17 protein-coding genes are annotated in these 22924 nt (G+C 52.1%); 12 read left to right on the plus strand and 5 right to left on the minus strand.

Annotated features, from left to right (window positions below):
• Window positions 1-7 precede the first annotated feature (7 nt).
• From NI000_RS30105 to NI000_RS30120, 4 genes are all read left to right on the plus strand, one after another.
• Window positions 8-5668, plus strand: a complete 5661-nt coding sequence (locus NI000_RS30105) for a non-ribosomal peptide synthetase (RefSeq protein ID WP_253415054.1) — start codon at window positions 8-10, stop codon at window positions 5666-5668.
• Between the two features lie 8 nt (window positions 5669-5676).
• Window positions 5677-7278 (plus strand): pyridoxal-dependent decarboxylase, encoded by a 1602-nt coding sequence (locus NI000_RS30110; RefSeq protein ID WP_253415055.1) that lies wholly within the window; start codon window positions 5677-5679, stop codon window positions 7276-7278.
• Between the two features lie 142 nt (window positions 7279-7420).
• A complete protein-coding gene (locus tag NI000_RS30115) occupies window positions 7421-8134 on the plus strand; it encodes a hypothetical protein (RefSeq protein ID WP_253415056.1) in 714 nt (237 codons plus the stop codon).
• A gap of 11 nt (window positions 8135-8145) precedes the next feature.
• The gene (locus NI000_RS30120) at window positions 8146-8283 is read left to right on the plus strand and encodes a hypothetical protein (RefSeq protein ID WP_253415057.1); all 138 of its coding nucleotides are present in this window, start codon (window positions 8146-8148) and stop codon (window positions 8281-8283) included.
• Between the two features lie 176 nt (window positions 8284-8459).
• On the opposite strand, the gene NI000_RS30125 is transcribed toward NI000_RS30120, so the two are convergent.
• Window positions 8460-9050, minus strand: coding sequence for a TetR/AcrR family transcriptional regulator (locus NI000_RS30125; protein WP_253415058.1), 591 nt, complete (start codon window positions 9048-9050; stop codon window positions 8460-8462).
• Between the two features lie 189 nt (window positions 9051-9239).
• On the opposite strand from NI000_RS30125, the gene NI000_RS30130 reads away from it, so the two are divergent.
• The gene (locus tag NI000_RS30130; RefSeq protein ID WP_253415059.1) at window positions 9240-9902 is read left to right on the plus strand and encodes a nitroreductase family protein; all 663 of its coding nucleotides are present in this window, start codon (window positions 9240-9242) and stop codon (window positions 9900-9902) included.
• An 87-nt stretch (window positions 9903-9989) separates the two neighbouring features.
• Here the strand turns inward: NI000_RS30130 and NI000_RS30135 are convergent, their stop codons facing one another.
• Window positions 9990-11387 carry an MFS transporter gene (locus tag NI000_RS30135; protein WP_253415060.1) on the minus strand — a complete coding sequence of 466 codons (1398 nt, stop codon included), beginning with the start codon at window positions 11385-11387 and terminating at the stop codon, window positions 9990-9992.
• 115 nt (window positions 11388-11502) lie between these two features.
• Between NI000_RS30135 and NI000_RS30140 the strand changes: the two genes are divergently transcribed.
• The 3 genes from NI000_RS30140 to NI000_RS30150 all read left to right on the plus strand — a co-directional run bounded on the left by NI000_RS30140 (window position 11503) and on the right by NI000_RS30150 (window position 16054).
• On the plus strand, window positions 11503-12381 hold the full coding sequence (locus NI000_RS30140) for a LysR family transcriptional regulator (RefSeq protein ID WP_253415061.1): 879 nt from the start codon (window positions 11503-11505) through the stop codon (window positions 12379-12381).
• Window positions 12382-12427: 46 nt separating this feature from the next.
• A complete protein-coding gene (locus tag NI000_RS30145; protein WP_253415062.1) occupies window positions 12428-15445 on the plus strand; it encodes a WG repeat-containing protein in 3018 nt (1005 codons plus the stop codon).
• Window positions 15446-15667: 222 nt separating this feature from the next.
• Window positions 15668-16054, plus strand: a complete 387-nt coding sequence (locus NI000_RS30150; RefSeq protein WP_253415063.1) for a hypothetical protein — start codon at window positions 15668-15670, stop codon at window positions 16052-16054.
• A 212-nt stretch (window positions 16055-16266) separates the two neighbouring features.
• On the opposite strand, the gene NI000_RS30155 is transcribed toward NI000_RS30150, so the two are convergent.
• From NI000_RS30155 to NI000_RS30165, 3 genes are read right to left on the minus strand one after another with little or no spacing between them, the layout of a single operon-like run.
• Window positions 16267-17076, minus strand: coding sequence for a DJ-1/PfpI family protein (locus NI000_RS30155; protein ID WP_253415064.1), 810 nt, complete (start codon window positions 17074-17076; stop codon window positions 16267-16269).
• A 39-nt stretch (window positions 17077-17115) separates the two neighbouring features.
• Window positions 17116-17766, minus strand: coding sequence for a DUF2306 domain-containing protein (locus NI000_RS30160; protein ID WP_253415065.1), 651 nt, complete (start codon window positions 17764-17766; stop codon window positions 17116-17118).
• Window positions 17767-17816: 50 nt separating this feature from the next.
• Entirely contained in the window at window positions 17817-18851 is a 1035-nt protein-coding gene (locus NI000_RS30165) for a DJ-1/PfpI family protein (protein ID WP_253415101.1), read from the minus strand.
• A gap of 250 nt (window positions 18852-19101) precedes the next feature.
• On the opposite strand from NI000_RS30165, the gene NI000_RS30170 reads away from it, so the two are divergent.
• The 4 genes from NI000_RS30170 (at window position 19102) to NI000_RS30185 (ending at window position 22844) form a co-directional block, all read left to right on the plus strand.
• Entirely contained in the window at window positions 19102-19788 is a 687-nt protein-coding gene (locus NI000_RS30170) for a response regulator transcription factor (RefSeq protein WP_253415066.1), read from the plus strand.
• A gap of 1 nt (window position 19789) precedes the next feature.
• The gene (locus NI000_RS30175; protein WP_253415067.1) at window positions 19790-21121 is read left to right on the plus strand and encodes a sensor histidine kinase; all 1332 of its coding nucleotides are present in this window, start codon (window positions 19790-19792) and stop codon (window positions 21119-21121) included.
• A 233-nt stretch (window positions 21122-21354) separates the two neighbouring features.
• Complete coding sequence (locus NI000_RS30180) at window positions 21355-21648, plus strand: hypothetical protein (RefSeq protein ID WP_253415068.1); 294 nt, start codon at window positions 21355-21357, stop codon at window positions 21646-21648.
• Between the two features lie 188 nt (window positions 21649-21836).
• Window positions 21837-22844: a transposase gene (locus NI000_RS30185; protein ID WP_253415102.1), complete on the plus strand. Its 1008-nt coding sequence runs from the start codon at window positions 21837-21839 to the stop codon at window positions 22842-22844.
• Window positions 22845-22924 lie beyond the last annotated feature (80 nt).

The raw sequence follows: 22924 nt of genomic DNA on the forward strand, positions 1-22924 counted from the left end.
ACAGAAGGTGTCCATTGAAAGCGCATCGCCATCTGGCGGCAATCTATCCGATGCCAAACGGGCCCTGCTCGAAAAGTGGAAAAAGGGAAGCGCCGCAACGGGGAAAATGGGCCCGCGCGAGCAGAGGGGCCCGCTTCCGCTGTCGTTTGCTCAGCGGCGAATATGGTTTTTGGAGCAGTTGGTTCCGGGGACACCGGTCTATAACATTCCGGGAGCCGTGCGCTTAAGCGGCGAATTGAACACGGACGCGTTGAAGCTGGCGCTCAGTGAGATCGTTCGACGCCATGAGGTGTTCCGCACCCGATTTACGGTTCGGGAAGCCATCCCTTACCAGGAAATCGAAGAGTTCGGAGCCTGCGAGCTGCCGGTTGCGGATTTGAGCCGCCTTCCGGAAGCGGAACGGGAGGTGGAAGCCGCCCGCCTGCTCTCGGAAGAGGCGAGGAAGCCATTCGACTTGACCCATTCGAAACTTCTGCGCGCCCGACTGATCCGTTTGCGGGAGAACGATCACCTTCTCGTGATATGCATGCACCATATTATTTCCGACGGGTGGTCGCTTGGGGTTTTCCAGCGGGAGCTCGCTTTGCTTTATGAAGCTTATTCTCAGGGCAAGCCTTCGCCGCTGACGGAACTGCCGATTCAGTACGGGGATTTCTCGGAGTGGCAGCGGAAGCGAATGGAGGCGGGAGAATACGAGGAGCAGCTGGCTTATTGGAGGCGCCAGCTTACCGGCCTGCGGTCCGATGCGGCTCTGCCGTACGATCGAACGCGTTCGGCGGTGCCGACTTATCAGGGGGAGCGGCATTACTTCGAACTGTCCGAAACGCAGACGGAGGGCTTGCGCCAACTTGCCCAGGAGGAAGGGGCTACCCTCTATATGGCGCTGCTGTCCGTGTGGAAGGTGCTGCTGTATCGGTACGGCCAATCGCCGGACATTTCGGTAGGTTGTCCGATTGCCAATCGGAATCAGGCGCAGATTGAAGGTTTGATCGGTTTCTTCGTCAATACGCTCGTCATGCGCTCGCAGCTTGGGGAGGACGACGACTTTCCGGCGGTTCTCCGCCAGGTGAAGCGTGTGGCGCTGGAAGCGTACGCCCGGCAGGATGTGCCGTTTGAGCGTTTGGTGGAGGCTCTTCAACCCGACCGCGATCTGAGCGTTTCGTCGCCGTTCTTTCAGACGGGTTTCGTCTTTCAGAACACGCCGTTTCCGAAGACGCAGCTGAACGGACTGGAGCTGGCCCCGATTACCGTGCACAACGGGATGGCGCCCTTCGACCTGCTGCTCTCGCTTACGGAAAGCGAGGGCAAGCTGATCGGGTTTTTCGAGTACTCGACGGAGCTGTTTGACGCAGAAACCGTCGTCCGCATGACATCGCACTTTCGGGTGTTGACGGACAGCATTCTTTCCAATGCCAAGTTGCCGGTGAAGCGTCTGGCCTTATTGCCGGAGGAGGAGCGTCGGCGGGTGCTGACGTGGGGAGCCGCGGCCAAATCGCCGCAGCCCGTCACAAGCTGCATTCACGAACGCTTCGAAAAGGCGGCCGCTCTGACACCCGGCGCTGTTGCCGTTACGTATGAAGGCAGCTCGCTGACCTATGCCGAGCTGGATGGAAGAGCCAATGCTCTGGCTCGCCGACTTAGGCGGCTGGGTATCGAGGAGGAAGTCCGGGTCGGCATCTACCTGGAGCGTTCGCTTGAGCTTGTCGTCGCGATTTTGGCTGTGTTCAAAGCGGGTGGCGCCTACGTGCCGCTCGATCCTGCCTATCCGAAGCAGCGGATCGCTTATATCGCCGGCGATGCCGGGCTGTCCTTGATGCTGACGCAGGCTTCGCTTCTCGATACGCTGCCCGATCTCGATGTACCGACCGTTGCCGTGGATGATTTCGACGCGGATGCGGAGAGCCAAACCCCGCTTGAGCTCGGGGCCGATCCGGCACAATTGGCCTATGTGATTTACACCTCCGGTTCGACCGGCCAGCCGAAGGGCGTGCTTGTAGAGCACCGGAACGTCGTCCGCTTGTTCGATGAGACGCAGGCCTGGTTCGGGTTTGACCGGAGCGACGTATGGACGCTTTTCCATTCGCACGCTTTCGATTTTTCGGTGTGGGAAATGTGGGGCGCTTTGTTCTATGGAGGCAAACTTGTCGTCGTTCCTTACCTGGTCAGCCGTTCGCCGGAAAGCTTCTATGCGCTCCTGCATTCGGAAGGGGTGACCGTCCTTTGTCAGACCCCTTCGGCTTTTCGCCAGCTGGCGCATCACGAGGAGAGGCAGCCGCCGAATATGCTCGAAGCCCTTCGATATATTGTATTCGGCGGGGAAGCGTTGGAGATGCATACGCTCAAATGCTGGTTTGAACGGCATGGCGATGCCCGGCCCCAACTGGTCAACATGTACGGCATTACCGAAACTACGGTACATGTCACCTACAGACCGCTGACCCTGGCCGATCTCGAAACGCGATGCAGCCCTATCGGGATTCCCATCCCCGATCTGAGCTTGTACCTGCTGGATCGCAACCGCGAGCCGGTGCCGATCGGCATCGCCGGCGAAATTTATGTGGGAGGAGCAGGCGTATCGCGGGGGTATCTGAATCGTCCGGAGCTGACGGCCGAGCGGTTCGTCCCGGACCCGTTCTCCGGCATCCCGGGCGCCACCCTTTACAAAACCGGCGATGAGGCAAGGCTCTTGCCTTCAGGAGAGCTGGAGTTCCTCGGGCGCAACGATCATCAGGTAAAAATCCGCGGCTTTCGCATCGAGTTGGGAGAAATCGAAGCGGCGTTGAAACAGCATGCTGCCGTCCGCGATGCCGTAGTGGCCGTCAAGCAGGATGCCATGGGTCATCCGCAGCTGGTAGCCTATCTCATCGAGAAGGAAGCGGATGACCACGATGTGGAAATAACGAAGCAATGGGAGCATGTATTCGATCAAACTTATGAAAACGGAGCGGATACGGAAGCCGCCGATTTCAATATCGCCGGTTGGAACAGCCTATACGATGGCCGGCCTCTTCCTGCCGAGGACATGCGGGAGTGGGTGGACGCGACGGTAAAGCACTTGCTCGACGCGAAGCCGAAGCGGGTGCTGGAGCTGGGCTGCGGAACGGGGCTGCTGCTTTTCCGGGTGGCGCCGGTGTGCGAGCATTACATGGGAACCGACATTTCGTTAACGGCCATCCGGCGGTTGGAGACGCTGACGGAGAAGCTGCCGCAGGTGAGGCTCCGGCAGCAGCCGGCCCATCATACGGAGGGAATAGAACCGGGCTCTTATGATCTGGTCATACTCAACTCGGTCATTCAATATTTCCCTAGCGTGGAGTATTTCCTGGTGGTGCTCGATGCCGCCGTACGAGCCGTTCGTCCCGGAGGCGTCGTGTTTATCGGGGATGTGCGGAGTTTGCCGCTGCAGGAAGCTTTTTATTATTCGGTGGAGCAGTTCAAGGCGAGGCGGGCGCTCACGCCGGAAGAACGAAGCTCCCGGGTGAAGGAACGGATGGAGCGCGAGCATGAGCTGCTTCTCGATCCGCAGCTTTTTGTAAAGCTGGCCGAGAGAAAGCCGCAGATTGCCCAGGCCGAAATTCAGTGGAAGCGCGGAAGCCGCTGGAACGAGTTGACACGGTTTCGCTACGATGTCCTGCTGCGCCTAAGCGCCTCGGAACAGCGGACGGTTGAACCGCTCATGCTTCCATGGTGCTCCGTTCGGGATGCGGAAAGCGCACTGCAAAAGCTGGCCGGACAAGGCGCGGAAGCCGTTGCGATCCGCGGCGTCCCCAACGCCAGGCTGCGGGGCTTTCTGGAAGAGGTGGGAGAAGACGCCGTCGATCCTATGGCCTTTGTCGAGCTGGAGCGTTCCCTTCCTTACGATATCGCGATCCATTGGGCGGGACCCGGCCGGGAAGACCGATTCGATGTGCTCTGTACTCGTCGGGACTTGTCACCGAACAAACGAATCGTCCAGACGGGAAGCGGAAAATCGGAGGGAAGCGAAGAATGGGGCGCATACGCCAACCGGCCCGTGAAGCTTGCAGCGCCCGGCGGACTCCGTCCGGAGCTGCGCAGCCTGTTGAAGGAGCGGCTCCCGGATTATTTCATTCCGTCCGCCTGCGTTACAGTACGTTCGTTCCCGCTTACTTCCAACGGCAAAATCGACAGGGCGGCGCTGCCGGCCCCGGGCCGCGAACGTCCGGAGCTGGAAAATCCGTATGTCGAACCCCGTACTCCGCTGGAACGGCGGCTGGCCGAGCTTTGGAGCAGCGTGCTGGGTATCCCGCAAATCGGCGTCATGGACAGCTTCTTTGAGCTGAGAGGCCACTCTTTGCTCGCCACCCAGCTTATTTTCAAGCTGCGCGACGAGCTCGGCATCGAAATTCCGCTGCGCGTGCTGTTTGAGACGCCAACCATCGAGTGGATGGGCACCACGATTGAAGCTATCCAAAGCGGTCAGGGAGAGCTTGTTGCTTCGCGACTTGATTTATGGAGCGAGAGCAGCCTTCCGTTTGCCATCCGCAATCCGGGAACGGCCGGTCAGGCGAGCAGACCTGTGCAAAATATTTTGCTGACCGGAGCCACGGGCTTCCTCGGAGCCTTCCTGCTGCGCGAGCTGCTGCGAAGCACGAGAGCCGATATTTTCTGTCTTGTCCGCGGCCGTTCCGAAGAGGAGGCCATGCGGCGGCTGCAAACCAATCTTGCCAAATACGGGGTTCGCGACGAAGCAGTCTCGGAGCGTGTTAGGGTCATTCCCGGCGATCTCGGGCAGGAGAGGCTGGGGTTGTCCGAAGCGGCCTTCGAGCGGCTGGCCGGGCAGATGGACGCCCTTTATCACAACGGCAGCATGGTGCATTTTATCGCGCCTTATGTCGAGCACAAGGCGGCGAACGTTCTGGGAACCCGGGAAATGATCCGGCTGGCGAATACCGGGCGTTTCAAAACGCTTCACTACGTCTCGACCACGCATGTGTTCTCGGGACGCGATATCAAGGACGGCGTTTTGATGGAGAAGGACCTGCCGCAGCATCCCGAAGACCTTAGGCTTGGTTATACCCAGAGCAAATGGGTTGCGGAGCGGATGGTACTGGAAGCAGCTCGCTCCGGGCTGCCCGCGCTCATTTACCGACCGGGCCGTATCTGGGGAGACAGCGTAACGGGCCGCTGCCAATCGAGCGATTTTATGTGGCTGATCATCAAAGCCTCGCTGCAGTTCGGGCTCATTCCCGCTATGGAAGCGGAGCTGGAGATCGTGCCGGCGGATTTTGCGGCTCGGGCGATTGTGCATCTGTCGGGGGCGGAAACGCCGGACGGCCGCGCGTACCATCTCGTGAATCCGACGCGGACCACATGGAGCGAGGTGATCGATAGCCTTACCGACTACGGCTATGCTCTTCGGACGGTACCTTACGGGATTTGGCACGAACGGATCTTACAGGCGGCGGCCGAGTCCGGAGATCATGCGGCGAAGGCGGTTCTGCCGCTCCTCGAAGGCGACTGGGGGGACGGCATATCGGAATTCCAGGTTGTCTACGATTGCACCCATCTTCATCAGGGCTTGAAGGGAAGCGGTGTGACTTGTCCGAAGCTGGATAGGTCCTTGATGAGCACTTACCTTACTTATTTTGTCCAAACCGGGTTCCTGCCGCAGCCTAGCAGCGGAAAGACAGGCCATCAGGGAGCGTGAGGAAAGCTATGGAACCATTGTATATCCAGCCGCTTCTCGAAATCAGGGAGTATCTTCGTTTGGCGTTCGAGCCGTCTGCGGATCAGCAGGCCGTGGAGGAGAGACTGGACCGTTACATCACGGAAGTGATTGAAGGGTTATATGGGGCTACGCGCGTCACGACGGATACGTCATTGGAGCGGTTGTCTCTGTCCCGGCAGAAGGCAGCCGTTCCCGGGAGCGCGGTACACCCCGAAGCGTATATGAGCCGCTTGGTTCATGAGGTCGTGCCTCATGCCATCAATACGTCATCCCCGAACTTTATCGGCCATATGACCTCGGCGCTGCCGATGTTTTTCAGGCCGCTGAGCCGGCTGCTCACGGCTTTAAACCAGAACGTGGTCAAAGTGGAAACGTCCAAGTCGTTCACCGTGCTCGAGCGGCAAACGCTTGCGTTCATGCACCATCAGGTCTATGGCCGCGACGAATCCTTTTATACCGAGCACGGGCAACATCCCGAAAGCACGCTGGGCATGATGACTTCGGGCGGGACGGTCTCGAACCTGACCGCCCTGTGGATCGCGCGCAATGCGGCACTGCTTTCGCCGGAAGCCGACGTGAAGCGGGACGGGTACGCGCTGGCGCTGCAAAAAAACGGCTACCGGCGGGGCGTCATTATAGGCTCGTCCTTGATGCATTACTCGATCGATAAGGCCGCGGATATTCTCGGCTTGGGGAGCGACGGCGTGATCCGGATCGGCTGCGATTCCCGCGGCCGGATCGATCTGCCGAAGCTGGCGAAGGAGATGGCCGCTTGCCGCGATCGGGGGGACCGGATCCTCGCCATCGTCGGCATCGCTGGCACAACGGAAAGCGGAGCCATCGATCCGCTGCAAGAATTGGCAGGGATGGCCCGCGCGGAACGTATTCATTTTCATGTGGACGCCGCTTGGGGAGGTCCGCTGCTGCTGTCGGACGCTCACGCCCATAAGCTCCGGGGGATCGAATGGGCGGACACCGTCATCATCGACGGGCATAAGCAGATGTATTTGCCGATGGGCACGGGGCTGCTCCTGTTGAAGGATCCGTTGGCCGCGGCCTTGATCGAGAAAAAAGCGCAATACATCATCCGCGGGGGCTCCTCGGATCTGGGACGTCGATCTCTGGAAGGGTCCCGTCCGGCTATGTCGGTGTTTCTGCATGCAGGACTCCATTTGCTGGGCCGGGAAGGCTACGGCTATTTGCTCGATGAAGGCATTCGAAAAACCCGTTGGATGGCCGATCTGCTTGCCGGGCATCACGCCTTCGAGCTGATCGGGGAACCGGAAATCAATATTTTAACTTATCGTTACATCCCTGCGCCGCTGCGTGAAGCGGTACGGAACGGCACTTTGACCCCCGAGGAGCACAACCGGATTAACCGGTTCAATGAGCGTCTTCAGGAAACGCAGGGACGGCAAGGGGAGTCCTTCGTCTCCCGGACTACGCTGTCCGGAATCGAAGGGCTGCCGGAATCCATCGTCGTCTTACGGGTCATACTGGCCAATCCGTTAACGACGGAAGAGCATATTAAGAACATCTTGGACCTTCAGCAGACGATTGCCGGGGAATTGGAGCTTTCGTTCGGCTAGCGGGAGCTGTCACGACGTTCCGTAGGTATGCTGCTTTACGGGGCGATTTGCTTATTGTTTTGATCGTAACATTTTAGTATAAATGACATATAAAGGAATCCTGTAATTTCGTGGATCCCGTCCTACAAAGGAGTGAGGTACCATGGCCTTGAGAACGCCTAAATCCCTGTTGACTTTTCCAAAAGGAGCGATCAGGAATGCCCAAATCAATCAACGGTTTCCAGCCGAAGGGATCCGGGAATTTCGCATCGACGTGCACACGCTGGGCAACCTGCTGATTTGTTTTGATGCGGAGGATGAGATTAGCGTTGTGGCTGCCGGCGAATCCCATCTGCTGCCTCAACGGTTGTTCTGCTCCGGCGGCGCGCTGCGGTACGAGGGAAGCAATTTTGTCTCTTACCTCAAAAACGGACAAAAGCAAAAAATTCTCATTGAAGCCCATGTGCCCCCGGAAACGAAAGTTCTGGCAAAATTCACGGCAGGTGTCGTGATCTTGGACGGAGGCCGGGGCGACATTGACATCCGTGGGACATTCGGCGAAGTGTCCGGGATTACCGACTCCTCCAAGGTACGGATCAAGCTGCAAACAGGAGATGTTTCGTTGAACGAACTGCAAGGGGAGGCAGATATCCGGCTGAACGTAGGAAGCGCTACGCTGGGGTGGACCGAGCTGGCCGGCCCGAAGCGTATTCACGTTCATTGCGGATTCGGCGGGGTCGACTTGCTCTTGCCCGCTGTGGAATTCGCCGCTCACGATGAGGGCGTGTTCCCTCGAACTAAACGGATAACGACATCCTCCGGGTCGGAAATAACGGCTGTGGCAGGACTTGGATCGATTGACGTCAAGCATTGGTGACGGAGAAACCAATGTTCAAGGAGCTTGCAGTTGGCCAATATGGTCTGTTTTATTGCTATTCAAATAGTGGACATCATGTCATCATGGAAAATGTAACGCAGCCGGATAAGGCTGCGTTTTTGCTTGTAGAAGGGATTGTTTCCAATTAGAAATATTTGACATCGCGCTTCGCAGCGAAGGTAGGAATGCGACCCATGCCTGAAGATGGTTACCCCACGCTGGCTCCTATGATTACCCGCTTGGCTGCAAATGAGATTATCGACAACGCGCAGATGAAAGAATTGGAAAGCTGCCGTCTATCCAGATTTTCATTTCCAGACAGGACCTAGTCCAGCAGTTCTTTGGCTCCGTTCATCACTAAGGGCATGGTCTGTTTAACGAATGATTCTGCAGGTATTAGACGCCCTTCATTGTTCCAAACGTAAGCTGCTCCATACATCGCCCAACTTAACATGATAGAAGCTGTATTTAGTAAGAATTGCGCGTTTGGATTCGAAAGCATCTTGTCTTTGTCTATAAAGGAAAGAAGTATCTTTTGAATTTTTTCCTTTATTTGAATTTCGAATACAGGTCCAAGCGATTTATACCTTCTTCTGCACATGATGCTTAGATCCTTGTGAAAATCGCATACACCCAGAAAAATACTCTGAATTGTTTCTTCATTTAATATTTCGTGACCGCTTATTCTACGATTTATGATTGTCATAAAAGATTCCGTTAGTCTGGACTCGAGAATTTCGAATTTATCTGCAAAATGCGCATAAAAAGTCGCTCTGTTTACAGTAGCCCGCTCTGCAATATCCCTAACGGTTATCGATTCGAAGTCTTTTTCTTGAATTAATGAAGCGAAAGCGTCCTGAAGGAGCCGCCGTGTACGGATCACACGAGGATCAGCTTCATTCTTTTGAATTGTCATGGCTAAGACCTCCCCAATAAAACGACATTATAGAAATAGTGTTGTCTATGCAACGGTTAATGGATATTGCTGGTTGCGTACCATTTGGTTGTTATTATAACATATCAATACAACAAGTGTTGTTCAAACAACTACTGTTGTATTGATACAGAATGTCGAATGCCGTTTTTCCAAGAGGAGGAGAGAACCATGTCGGTTTCACAACCGTCGCAAACGATGGAGCAGCAACTTTTTTTTGATGTTATTCGAGAACGCCGGTCAGTTCGTGGCTATGATCCCGAGGTCAAGATTTCGCGGGAGGAATTGACCGAAATATTGCGGCAAGCCACGCTGGCTCCCTCGGCCGCTAACCTGCAGCCGTGGCGGTTTCTCGTTATCGACTCGCCGGAGCTGAAGCAGAAGCTGCTTCCGATCGCATTCAATCAACAACAAGTGGTCGAGGCTTCGGCTGTCATCGCCGTTCTTGGAGATCTCGAGAACATCCGGATGGCCGAGAAGATTTACGGCCAGACAGTCGATGCGGGCTTCATGCCTGCGGATACGGCAAAATCGTTTGTTGAGCGCTATACCGGTATGTATTCAAGCATGCCGCCCGAGGCTATCCGTCAAATCGTTTATACCGACGGCGGGCTAGTATCGATGCAGCTTATGCTTGTTGCCCGCGCCAAAGGCTACGATACGGTACCGATGGCTGGCTACGACAAACAAAAGTTCACGGAAGCTTTTGGCATATCAGATCGGTATGCTCCAGTTATGCTGATCGCCATCGGCAAGGCGGCGAAGCCCGGTCATCCGACGACGAGGCTGCCAATCAAGGATGTAGCTTATTTTAACGAAATGCCTAACGAATAAGAACCTGTAAAAGACCTTCGCATCCGCATAAACAGCGGCGAGCTAAGGTCTTTTACAGGTTCTACGCATCTAATGCCAACAAGGCGTTCATTTACGAAATTCAAGCTCTTCCAATTGTCCCGGCTCCCGGCTCCTCCGACTCAGGAATACCAACAACAATGCAATCCCCGCAAGGATCATCCCAAGCACTCGAAATCCCTCAAAGCTGAACTTACCTCCCATGACGATGCCTATTAACAATGAAGAGAGAATGGTTCCCAAGTATCTTGATGTATTAAATAATCCGGATGCTACACCGATGATTTCTTTTGGAGAACTTTGGAACAAGGCCGCTTGCATACCGACACTGTTCAACCCGTTACTAATTCCGAAAGCGGCTAAAGCCAAACACACACTGATCACCGGCGAAGTTTGATTCAATGTCACGATCCACACTGACCCCAATGTCATTAACATTGCGGATACGAGCAATGCCGGCCTGGGTCCTGATTTATCGATCCATCGTCCTGCCAATGGAGAAGCAATGAGCGAGCACAAGCCTAAACTTAACATAAGAATCCCTGTATGGAATTCGCTTACATGACGTACCATTTGCAAGTAGGACGGAAGCCCGAAAAAGAGCGCGTAAAAAAGAACGTTAACGAGCATGAATTGGATATTGACCCAAGTCATCGCAGGATATTTGGCGAATGTGCGCAAAGGAATAAAGGGTGACGTCGCTTTTAACTCATGTCGTACGAAAGCACCCAATGTAACGAGGCCTATCAGCCCGACAATGACATACCAAAATGAGACGTGCCCAGATGATTTTGCCGACAGTAATCCAACGAGCAGGGCAACCAAACCCACGGTGAAGAGCAGGATCCCTGACCCATCAATCAAATCAAACCATTTATGAAAGGACATACTGCGTGCAGCGGATGTTGGCTTTTCGTCCTTGGGAATCGTCCTCCATGCGAGCAGAAAGCTCGCCACCACGAACGGAATATTGACGAAAAAGATAGCGGGCCAATCCCACCAGTGAATCAAAATCCCACCAATAAAGGGTCCAATGGCAGCCGCTCCGGATAGGAATACGGACAAAACAGACAATGCCGTTGCTTGTTTCTCTGTAATATAAATTCGCACAATGGCCATTCCAACCGCAACCATCATGCTTGTTCCGATCGATTGCACGATGCGGAACACGATGAGCCACCCAAAGTTTGGCGATAGTGGAGCTAATAAGGATGCAATGAAGGCTACAACAAGCCCGGTAATAAATATCTTTCGGCGACCGAATAAATCGCTGGCCCTTCCCATGACAGGTTGAGCGATAGCACTCGCAATGTAGAAGGAAAAAATAACCCAGGAGACACCTGTAAAGTCAAGTTGGTAAACACTTTGCAGCCTTGCAATAGCAACAGCAATCATCGAAGAGTTTAACGGGTTCAATAGGATCCCCAGACCAACGGAAATCATCAGCCACCTGCTGCGAGCATTCATTTTTGCGTTCCCCCCGAAAGTGTTTTAATGATATCGTAATTGAAATGGAGTATTTACTCCAACGCATTTTATGTTATGATTTCATTGACACGAAGGAATGAATGGGGGGTACGAAATGGAACTTCTTCAACTGCAATATTTTCTCGCGGTCGCTCGATTGGAACATGTGACCGAAGCTGCACGAAGTCTGCACGTTACTCAATCGTCACTAAGCAAAACGATTCAACGCCTGGAGGAGGATCTGGGGGTCCCTTTATTCGATCGAACAGGGAGGAAGCTGCGATTGAATGAGTTCGGAAGCAGATTTCTTCGCCGTGCGGAAAGGGCTTTGTTTGAATTGGAACAAGGGAAGCAGGAGCTTAGCGATTTGTCCAGCCCCGAACATGGCACAATCGAATTGGCGGTGACCAACGCAAGCAAGCTGCCCTATATCCTTCGAGAGTTTCGGAAAAAGCATCCCCATATCCAATTTCATGTGCAAATGCTGACCACGCAAGAAATGATAACGCTTCTCCATCGTGGTGAGGTCGATTTCTGCTTGTCCTCGCCCCCTATGCAAGAGGATGACATCGAATGTCAAATCGTGTTCGTCGACCCCATCCTTGTAGCTGTTCCAAAGGGGCATCGGCTGGCAGACCGAAGCAGCGTATCCTTGACAGAACTTCAGGATGAACGGTTTGTCGGTGTAAGGAGAGGCTACCTTACTCGCGATTTAGTAGATTCCGTATGCTTATCGGCTGGATTTGCACCTAAATATGTATATGAGGGAAACGAACCTGCGAGGCTAAGTGCTTTTGTGGAAGCCGGAATTGGGATTGCCTTCATACCAAGCACGGCGATGAATTCACGGGAACATATCCACTATCTTCAAGTAGAGGGGCACCAATTGGTACGGGAGATTGCTTTATTATGGCACAGAAATCGGTACATTTCGCGGGCCGCTTTGGAATTCCGCGAGGTCGTTGTACAATATTTTGAGGCACTATCCAAATAGACCATTTAATCGTGCTGCACCACTAATATGCCGAGGAGAGACTGTCATGACGGAAAATAGCAACGTGTTTCATCCACCCTATGTCGTACGTTTTCCATTCGAAAAATTGCGCGGGCTACGTAATGCGTTGATCGACGTTAACGGAAATCTTGTTCGCGAGCCGAATTTGCTTAAAGTACATAACTTTACTCCAAATGGTAAGGGGGGGTACATTACCGCTGCTCAGGACCTAAACGAAAAATGGGGGTATCTGGATCAAAACGGCAGATGGTTGATCGAGCCGATTTTGGAGGATGCGCGTATTTTTGGCGAGGAGGGTATGGCCAGATTCAAAAAAGAAGGGCTATGGGGCTATGTAGACTTAAACGGGGAGATCAAAATCCAACCCCAGTTTGAGGATGCGCTACCATTTAACGCAGGCTTGGCTGCGGTTCGATGGCACAATGGTTATGCTTATATCAATGGTACGGGGCAAGTCGTCATCGAGGGGCCGTTTGCCGAGGCAGGTTTCTTTTCGCCGATCGGGCTGGCTGCCGTGAAAAAGCAAGGGAGCTCCGCTTGTGGGATTATCAATATGAAAGGTGAAATGGTGATTGCCCCACAATTTGCGGATGTCAGCATGTATACAAGCGATGGCATAGCCCCTGCAAGGAAAGGTAAACTATGGGGATTGATCGATACGCAAGGCGAATGGATCGTGCAGCCGACCTATTCACGTATCGAAGAGTTCAATGAAGAGGGGCTCGCTTTTTTCAGTGATTATACCGATATGATGAACATAAGAAAGGGTTATCTCAATACAAAGGGCGAAGTGGTCGTCGAGGGAACGTCGATCTCGGACCAAATGGTGTGCGGGCTGGTAAAAGAAGATGTGCCTTATGGCGGAGGTATCGGCTTCTTCGATCGTACCGGTACGATGGTGATTCCGCCACAATACGCTTGGGCCGATCCTTTTCATGAGTGTGGCGCCAGTGTCGTTCTTCTCAAGGATAAATGGGGGATTCTTACGATGGACGGCCAATTCCGGGAGATGCCTTATGTGGAGCCGCTGACGGATCATGAAGGCTGGGTGCTGGGCTTTTATGGCGGCAAGGGAATGGCTCCGTTTCTTATCGGGCAGGGTGAAGTCGTCTACGTGGACGCGGCTGGAAGGGAAGTTTGCAGACTGCGGGTAGAGGAGACGGAGAATCCGCAGGAGCGTGTATTGCGACTTCTCAATGCCGAGGGAAGAATCGTATGGCAAAACGAAGGGGAGCAGGATACATTTTGTGTGGAGAGTCCGTTTTTGTGCAAGCAGCCTGCCCAGCATTTTGAGGATATCCAGTATTGGAAGGGAGATATTACGGCTGCCGCGCAAGCCCTCTTGGATGCGGAACCTAGAGATTTTTATCCCTATGGCCAGTATGAACGGGATGTGTACGATCTATCGGAAGAGGATGAAGATGAGATCGACGAGTATAAAAAAAGAGGCGCGATAGAGGTCCTGGCAGGCACCTATGTGAGCGAGGAGCATTATGGGCATTACCCTTTTCTCGGAGAATGGGAAAGAAAGACGTTTGAACAGTATTTTACAGCGATCGCTGACCGTCTTTCCGATTCTTTTGGCGACCCGCTGCCCGATGCGTCCATCATGCTGCGCTGGGGCGATAACAACATTAGCAAAGTATGGGAAGTGAACGGCAAGTATCTGGTGCTGGAATGGTTCACTGAATATGGGGATGGCGATTTTGTCCACCGGCTGTGGCTTGCTGCAGGATGCAAAGAGGATTTGGAATACGATGAGGAGGATGACGAGAGCGAATACGGTACAAACGAGGAAGAAACCCAAGAAAATGACAAGACCTTCGATCTCGATCAGTTTGAGAAGCTGGTGAAAGAGGCAGAGGCTCATATGGATGCGGGGGAACATGAGGAAGTTCTGGATTTGGCGTTCCAAATGGAGGAGCTCGCCTCAGATTCCACGGATGTGGATGTCACGGACATGAGCTGGATCTATGACTGCAAGCGGAATGCGCTGTATTCATTGGGGCGGGTAGAAGAAGCGCTCGAGACCTGCCGCGAAGCGACTGCCTATATCTCCCCGAGGATGTTGTTCAACTACCGGCCGGAGCCCCGCCAAACGCTGCGCGCTTGCCATAATATGCTCGCACGGGAGCTAATGGAGCACGCCGCATCCAAAGAAGAATGCCTGACAGCCTGGGAACATGTAAAGGCTTGTTTCAAAACGGTGAAACCGAACGAGGGTGAAGCGGTACTTGAATATTTCTATGACACCCGAGCGCTTGTGCTGCTGAAGTTGAGTGAGTTTGATCCCACTGAGCAAGCGAAGGCATTTGCATTTCTTCAGCGGATGCAGACCATGGGGTCACCGTATCTGAGAGACGAGCCTCGACTGGCAAAAGCGATAAACTCAGTAGAGTATCAGGCCTTTTTGAAAAGCAGCCATGAAGTCGATCGAGAATATGTACAGGCACCTGCTCAGGAAACCGCTATGGAGGCAGTGACCCGGTACCACAAGGCATACGAAACATTTAGCCAATTCAACTCGCAAGTGGAAAAGGAATTCGGGCCCATTCTCTCCCTTTCGTTTAGGGAGGAAATGATTGCGAAAGCTGAAGAGGAATTAGGGTTTGCCTTGCCGGATGCACTTCGTCAATTTATGCTGGTGCCTGGCCTTGTACACGGGCTATATCCGGAACTTGTGCCCCCTATGAAAATTCAAGGGATGTTTTCGCTAATCAGTGATGTGTGGGGAGTGCGCCGGGAGTTCGAGGAGCGTTTGACGCAGAAAGAATTGTACTGGCTGGAGGTTCATTGTCAGATCTGCGGCTTGTCGCAGATGGACGACCATAGTCAAGAGTATATGTACTTTACTCCCGGAAAAGGGTTTGGCACTTTTATCTACACTCGGGATGATTGGGATAAATTTGAAGCGGATGTGCTCAGACCGCTGCTGGTGCAAGAGATTCCCGTTGAGACGTTTGACCAGGTGTTTTCCCGAAAGGTGACCGATCAGATTAAGCGGATGATTGAGGTTAGCAGAAACCCTGGTGCAATGCACTGATCGTATCCCCTCTAAGTAGACCGTAAAGGATAAGTCCTTACTGTTTGCTTGGAGGGGATTTTCTGTCCTGTCAAATGAAAGTATTGACATTACTACGAAAACGTATTAAATTGAGTTCAGACATATATTACGATTTCGTAGTAAATCGGACTTTCTTTTTTACACATTTACTACGAATTCGTACTAAAAGAACTGTGGGCATAAAAAAGGAGGGGGATTTACATGGATTGGCAAGACGCAGCCTTGGTGATAGCTGGGCTTATCGGAAGTGGCGTGGCGGTGATTCACGGGAGTCTGACCCAACGGCTCATGATCAGGCCGTTGGCGAAGTCTGCTCTAGCCGACGAGCTAACGTTAGTCAAAAAGCTCGTGCCGTCACTCTTGCAATTCAGTACGTTCAACTGGTTTCTCGGCGGTCTAGCCTTGATCGCTTCTGCGCTCTGGTTCGAGCAGGACGTAAGGCTTGCGATTAGCCTGCTCGTCGGCAGTTCCTACCTGTATGGCGCTCTCGTCAACCTTTTGGCGTCACGCGGCCGTCATCCCGGCTGGATGCTTTACGCGGTTGCGCTCGGCTTGATCGCCTTCGGCGTCAGCGGATCCGGCGGTTGAGGCGACTTTTGATGAGAAGGGAGGGAAGGACGACCCGGGCTTCGCCATATTGATCCGACAGCTTGCCTGTTACGAGGCGAATGACCATAAGTGATGCGGAACAAGCGAGGAAGAGTCCGGGGCACCGAGATCGATTTCCGCCAAGAATCGATTTATCCCTTATTCTCGGTGCTTCCCAGAGCTGTGCAAATCAGTGAAGCATATTGGGTTCCTTACATAGCAGCAGCCGGTTGTACTTCTTTAGAAGCTTCCTGACTCGTCGTAAAGTCGATCGGCGTAACGCCTTCCGCTCGCCACACCGTGCCTCTTCGCTCGTACTCGAATAACTTTTCGACGGCATTCGCGATTTGAGGCCCTAGCTCACGCTCAACCAAATACAAGGCCACGTCAAGTCCTGAAGTCACGCCTCCGCCGCTCACGAGGCGAGGACCGTCTACAACGACTCTTGCCTCAACCGGAATTGCGCCGGCGGCTTTTAACGCAGCCATGCCCATATGGTTTGTTACGGCATGTCTATCTTTCAACAAACCTTTTATAGCAAGCAGTAAGGAGCCTCCACATACGGTAGCCACAGTGACTTCCTTATTGTCAACAGCTTGCTTCATCAAATCCGGTAAGCCTGTCTTCATGGCCTGCCCTAATATATTCGGGATGGCATCTTCCGAATTTCCCGCCGGCTTACCCGCAGCTCCAGGCACCAAAATAATTCCCGGACGATTCGGATCTAATGCCGCTTGCGCTTCGAGGGCGGGCCCATTCATACCGCTCGGGACAGAACGCTTGCCTTCTGCGGATACCATTTCCAGCGTAACAGCTCCTCCCGAGTACATTCCCGCAGCAGCGAATACTTCATATGGCGCCAAGGCGTCCATCAGATCGAAACCATCGAATAAAACGATTTGAACATGCACACTTTTGTCCTTGGACGTATCATGATTCCCGCTTGTTTGCGCATTTGCCGCAGGGGCAACCAGACTTAGCACTAGGACAAGCGACAGGAGCAATCCAAAAAAATTTTTCATCCTTAACCATTCCTTTCGCTTGGAGGTGGGTGGACTACCTCATTTATGGGGAACCGCAGCTTCTCCGGATGAACCGTTCATTCTAATGATGACGTCAGGAATGACCAGCAGAAGCACAATGGAGCCGTAAACGCCAATGGTATAGCTGGTAGCGTAAGCAAGACCGAAACCCTGATGAAACAGGAAGGTGATAAGATGAATGAACAAGTTCGTAAAACAAAAAGCGTAGCTTCGGATCATCCAGTTTCGGTGCTGGATGATCCGTTTCATTTTGATTTGGACGAGCGCCATGATAGTGATAAACAGCCATATAATATTCAGTGCATTGAACCCCATACTGCTTATTTTTCCTCCGGTGGCGTAAGGCGCCATGTATCCGGAAGTCAGCACGACAAGAAGTACGGACACGAAGTAAACGTAGCCGTTGATGCGATGGAACTTGCGGTTTTTTTCCAAGATTCGGTTGGAAAAGTTGAGCAGCCCCGCCGCCATGGCGATGCAGGCAAATGCAACATGAACGTACATCACATTTAACCAAACCGGGAGATTAAGCTCCCGCTTGAGTCCGGTTTTATGGCTTAAAAAACCCTCGGCTCCGGGATCGATGATATAATTGTCCACCAAGGCGTAGAGGATAAATAAAATCGTGACACAGGCCAAAAGGCCGGATAATATGTTCCGTTTCTTCATGTGATCCGAACCCCCGCGGCTCCATATTTATGACCAATACACAGTTCCGGTCAGGAAACGCGATTTCCTGTTAATTTGGATGCCGGCAGCATGCCAGCCTTGGCGATTCCGGTCATGCGATCTCCGTCAGCGGCAACTTCGAATTTCAGATTCAAGCGCATCGGTTTCGTGATTTGCAGCGACCAAGTAAGCTTGTTATCCAGAAGGACGGGGTTCAACAACGCTACCGTCTCATTCCCTTGAGTGGCCTTACCTTGGATCACCCCATTCCTTGTTGAGATGGAGAGCTTAACCTGCAGTTTCCCAACTGGCGTAGCGATTGTCGTATCCCAATCGCCTTCGAAGACGGATGCCTCTGTGAGTTTGTTATCCGGAGTACCATAAATCATGGGTGCTTTGTCCGCCGCGATGTTCGATTCGTCGCCTGTCCATGTTTTTGGACGGACAGGTGCCATTCCTGCTGCTCTCCAAACCGTCCCCCTCCGTTCAAATTCAAACAACTGTTCTACGGCGTGAGCGATACGCGGTCCAAGCTCACGTTCCACTAGATACAGCGCTACATCGAGTCCCGAAGTTACGCCGCCGCCGCTAACCAAGTTGCCATCGTCCACGACGCGCGCCGAGACGGGAATGGCTCCGGTTGCTTCAAGTACATTCATGCCCAGATGATGTGTTACCGCCGGTCTGCCTTCCAAGAGCCCTCCCATGGCCAGCAGCAGGGAGCCGCCACATACAGTGGCGACTACGATGTCTTTTTGCCCGAGTGCCTGCCTAATCATATCGGTCAATTCCGTGTTCATGGCCCGGGCCAGAATAGCCGGTATGGAATCGGGGCCATCTCCTTCAACGTCACCCGCTGCGCCGGGCACGAGAATGATACCCGCACGTTCCGGCTTCAATCTGCCGCTTGCTTCAATTTTTAATCCATTGATGCCGCTAGTCACGGCCTTCGGCCCTTCGGCGGTGACGAATTCTACGCTTAACGCGTTTTCAGCATTCATCGCAGCGGCGCAAAAAACTTCGTAAGGTGCAATGGCATCCAGAAGGTCGAAGCCGTCAAAAAGTACAATTTGAACCGTTAACATCAGTAAATCTTCATCCTCCTCGTATTCAAAGTAGTTGAATACCTCCTTCATCCGTTTGTTTCTGCGTAGGACGATTATTACCCGCGGTATTTGCCGTCCGTGTTCGCAAGAAGAAGTTTAACAAATGAATATCTCAAACGAAGCTGTAAAAAGGTAACAAAACAATAACAATCGATCACAAATCAGGTGGTTACGTTAGTTTCTTGCGGGAAACATGATAAACTGGAATTCAAACAAAGGTGGGATATTCATGAGCGAAGCAAATACGATACTGGTTGTGGACGATGATCCAAGTATTGTCGAACTATTGAGTGACTTTTTAGAGTATGAAAACTTTCACGTGATAACCGCTTGTGATACCGCTCAAGCGTGGGCCGTGTTCCAGCAGAATTCCATTCATTGTATTATTCTTGACATCATGATGCCGGGACAAAACGGATTTGAGTTATGTCGCCGGATTCGGGAGGAAAGCAACGTTCCGATCCTTTTCTTGAGCGCACGCAGCGATGATGTGGACAAGATTCGAGGGTTGACGCTCGGCGGCGATGATTATATCGTCAAATCCGCTTCACCCGGCGAGATCATAGCCAGGGTAAAAGCGGTATTGCGGCGTTCCGCTTCTTCGCATCAAACGGAGGGAAGGATCCTGGATTTTGGCCGCATCAAGCTAAATCTGTCCACAAGAGAAGTGACAGTGGATGGGAGGAATGTAACGCTCACGCCGAGGGAATACGAGTTGCTGCGATTATTTGCCGAACATCCCAGACATGTTTTTACCTATCAACAATTACTTGCAAAATTTTGGGATGGGGTAGGCGATAAGCATACGATCCGGGTGCATCTCGGTCGACTTCGCGAAAAAATCGAAACCGATCCGAACCATCCACAATACCTGGTTAATGTATGGGGAGTAGGGTATCGCTTCGAGGGAGGATAACATGAGAACGATTCGCATTCGTACGTTTACTCTGCTGTGCTTCTTTTTCATCCAACTGGTGCCGTGGATCTTCTTTGTTACGGCTCACTTCATGGAGACAAAAACGCTCAGCTTCGCAAAAAAACAACCGCAAGACGAGGTTTTGCAAAGACATTTGACCGACATCACGCACCTGATTGAAACGAACCCGGACAAATGGAGAGATCCGAATTGGCAAAATCAATTGCATACCCAGTTACAGCAAGCGAACATAGAGGTAGCTATCTTATCTGCGTCAGATCAGGAAATTTATCGGTCTAATCCGGAGCACCAACGCACTTTGTCCTCAACCGAACGGTTTTCCGTCATAGAGAACGGTCAATTACTCGGAAAGGTCGTCATTTACCTGCCGAAGTCCAATACGGTTCAGACGATTTCGGTGTTTATCGGAGTATTGCTTGCTTTCATTATTATCGGTGTTGCCATGCGAAGATTCCTTCTTAGGCCCCTCGAAAGGATGAGCTTGGCAGCCAGACAAATCGCCGCAGGAGATTGGGATGTGAAGCTGCCTTGGTCCGGGATCACCGAAATCTCTGAAGTCCGCGACGGATTCGAAGTGATGGTGAAGGGGCTTCAACAATCTTTTCAGAAACAAATGGAATTGGAAGAAGAACGTCGATTCGTGATCGCTGCTGTCGCGCATGATTTACGGACCCCGTTGTTTGCCTTGCGGGGGTATCTGGATGGTCTGGAGCAAGGAATTGTGCAATCTCCGGAGAAAATAGCTAAATATTTGGCGGTATGTAAGGAAAAATCGGCGCAATTGGACCGATTGGTAGAGGACCTATTTACATTTACGAAGATGGACTATTTGGAGATGAAGCTTCATCACAAGAAGATTGATTTTAAACACCTAATCCAGAAGTCGATTGATAGTCTAAGTCCGCTGGCCCGGCAAAAGCACATCTCGATCTCGAACCATGCTGAAGACGACTGCTTCATTAGCGGTGACATGCACTTATTGGAACGTTCCATCAATAACCTTTTGGATAATGCGGTCCGGCATACCTCCTCCTATGGTGAAATTGTTGTTCAATGCTATATAGATCGCGACCAAGTGAAATTTACGATACGTGATACAGGGCCGGGCTTCTCGCCGGAAGAACTGCAACGGGCCTTTGAACCTTTATATCGTGGCGAAACATCCAGGAATCGTTCAACCGGAGGGAGCGGGTTAGGGTTGACGATTTCACAAAGAATTATTAGGCGTCACGGAGGGGAACTTGCTGCAGGCAACCATTCGGAGGGAGGAGCTCTCCTGACGGGTTGGCTACCTGTAAACGGTCCGAACTAAAAATTGATCCAAGCTTCACGGATGTTTTTCACCAACTCTAACAGCCACAAAGGGTTCACGTTAATTCGTGGCTGCGAATATTTTTTACAATCTAACAATCTAAAATCTAGGATATATGGTATTATGTAGTTGATTTAGAGTGGGATGGTTAAAAAAAAAGTAAAATCGGACGATTGGGCTTTCGGGATCGTGTAGTTGTCGTGAACTAAAAAAACGAAGGAGGGGGAAATGACTTGGAAATAATCGGAAAAGTACTTCTTGGTGCAGTTCTAACGTTTTCGTTGATGTCTGGGGGAGTTTCGGCAGCAATCTCCACAGAGCAGCTTTCAACGGAGAATCAAGAAGTGAACCGAGCTTTCGCACCGGTTGAGCATTATACATTAAAATTGAACGAAGCCATCAAGTTGAAGACATTGATTTCTATGGGTTTCATAGAATTGATCCAAGTAGTACGGGTGAAGTATCAATTAGGGGAGATGCGTTTACAGCAAATAATTATTTCACAGGGAAAAAAGTGGGGACGGTAATTGTTGAAGTTTGGGACACATATGACGATTGGTACGGGACACCTCCAAAATTAGTTAAAAAAATTTATCGTTAAGGCTGAGAAGACTCCCTCTTCGATAAGGGGGAGATGAATCAGCATCTTTTGTGTATGAATGCGAACATATGTGCTATAATTATCACAAAATCACCAAAGAAGGTAATTGCTCACATGTTGCATCATAAAGCTTTTCGCTTTCGCATCTACCCTACGGAGGAGCAAACGACGCTGATCCACCAGATGTTTGGATGCGCTCGCTTTGTCTTTAACCACTTCCTTGCGAGGTGGAACGACACCTTCCAAGAAACAGGTAGAGGCTTGTCTTACCAGACCTGTGCAACTGGGCTGCCAGCGTTGAAAAAGGAAAGGCCTTGGCTCAAGGACGTGGACAGCATTGCTTTGCAATCCGCCGTTCGCAGCCTGGCAGATGCGATTGCCTGCGATCTGCTGAAACTTCCGAAGCTGGGATGGGTGCGCTTTGCCAAGTCCCGTGAAATCGAAGGACGGATCTTGTCTGCTACGGTGCGTCGAAACGGCACAGGCAAGTACTTCGTTTCGATCCTGTGTGAAGTAGACATCCAGCCGCTTCCTCACGTTGATACCGCCATCGGCATAGACCTCGGCATCAAGTCGTTTGCCGTTTGCAGCAGCGGAGAAAACGCTCTGAGTCCCAAGCACCTGCGCACCTACGAAAAGCAACTTGCGTTTTGGCAGCGACGTTTGTCTCGTCGACTGAAAGGTGGATCGGGCTATCTAAAAGCGAAGCAAAAAGTCGCTCGCATGCATGAGCGAATCGCTAACGCTCGGCAAGACTTTCTACATCAGCTCTCAACCAAGTGGATCCGTGAAAACCAAACGATCTGTCTGGAAGATTTGCAGGTTCTAAGTCTAATGAAAAATCACAAGTTAGCAAAGTCCATTGCCGAAGCAAGCTGGTCAACCCTTCGCACGATGCTGGAATATAAAGCAACGTGGTATGGTCGCACGATCAGCATGGTCGCCAAAAACTATCCAAGCAGTCAGCTTTGTCATGTATGCCAATCGCGCAACCCCGAAGTGAAAAATCTAAACTTGCGAGCGTGGACCTGTTCAGAATGCGGGACGCACCATGACCGTGACCACAATGCCAGCATGAACATCTTGCAAGAAGGACTGCGTTTGTTGGCGAAGGCCAACTGAACTGCGGGAACCGCAGGGATCGCTTGCTCAAGAAGAGAAGGATGCTTCTCTGTTCGCAAGAATCCCCCACCTCAGTGCCA

It is taken from the genome of Paenibacillus tyrphae, from assembly GCF_024158745.1.
GTDB lineage: Bacteria > Bacillota > Bacilli > Paenibacillales > NBRC-103111 > Paenibacillus_G > Paenibacillus_G tyrfis_A.